Origin of the sequence: Colwellia ponticola (genome assembly GCF_005885605.1) — a bacterium.
Lineage (GTDB): Bacteria > Pseudomonadota > Gammaproteobacteria > Enterobacterales > Alteromonadaceae > Colwellia > Colwellia ponticola.
Genome location: NZ_SZVP01000164.1, coordinates 1 through 432, shown reverse-complemented (window position 1 = coordinate 432; position 432 = coordinate 1). Strand labels below are relative to the sequence as shown.

At 67.1% G+C, this 432-nt stretch carries 2 protein-coding genes; both read right to left on the bottom strand.

Features of this window, described 5'->3' with window-relative positions; translation table 11 throughout:
• The coding region (locus FCS21_RS16370; RefSeq protein WP_138624533.1) for an NAD(P)-binding protein at positions 1-310 on the bottom strand (310 nt) is incomplete at its 3' end.
• Positions 292-423 (bottom strand): 2Fe-2S iron-sulfur cluster-binding protein, encoded by a 132-nt coding sequence (locus tag FCS21_RS17480; RefSeq protein ID WP_371287252.1) that lies wholly within the window; start codon positions 421-423, stop codon positions 292-294. The genes FCS21_RS17480 and FCS21_RS16370, both read right to left, overlap by 19 nt.
• Between the last annotated feature and the right edge of the window lie 9 nt (positions 424-432).

The following is a 432-nucleotide window of genomic DNA, read 5'->3' as shown; positions in this document are numbered from 1 at the left end:
TGTGGCGGCCCTGGCTCACGCAGCACAGTTGCCCCGGCGTGAGGTTCCACACCAGGGTGTCGGGGCGGTAGTCGATGGCGTCGCGCAGGCGGTCGAAACTCTGGTGCAGCGCCTGGGCCTTGGCGGCCTCGCTGCCGTACAGGGTCGCGTAGTCGCGGGTGAAGCCTTCTGGCTGACGCCGATAGATCTGGCCACCGTCGCGGCGGTTTTCATCGATCAGGATCGGTTTGATCCCGGCCGCCAGCAGGGTTTCGGCGCAGCGCGCCCCGGCCGGTCCGGCGCCCACAATAACTACCCGTGCAGTGGCCATGTCGCCTCCGGTTGTGTGGTAACGATGTCCAGCCCGTCACGGACTTCATTGGAACAGGCGCGCAGGCGTTCGCCGCTGCGGGTCCACACCCAGCAATCCTGGCACGCGCCCATCAAGCAGAA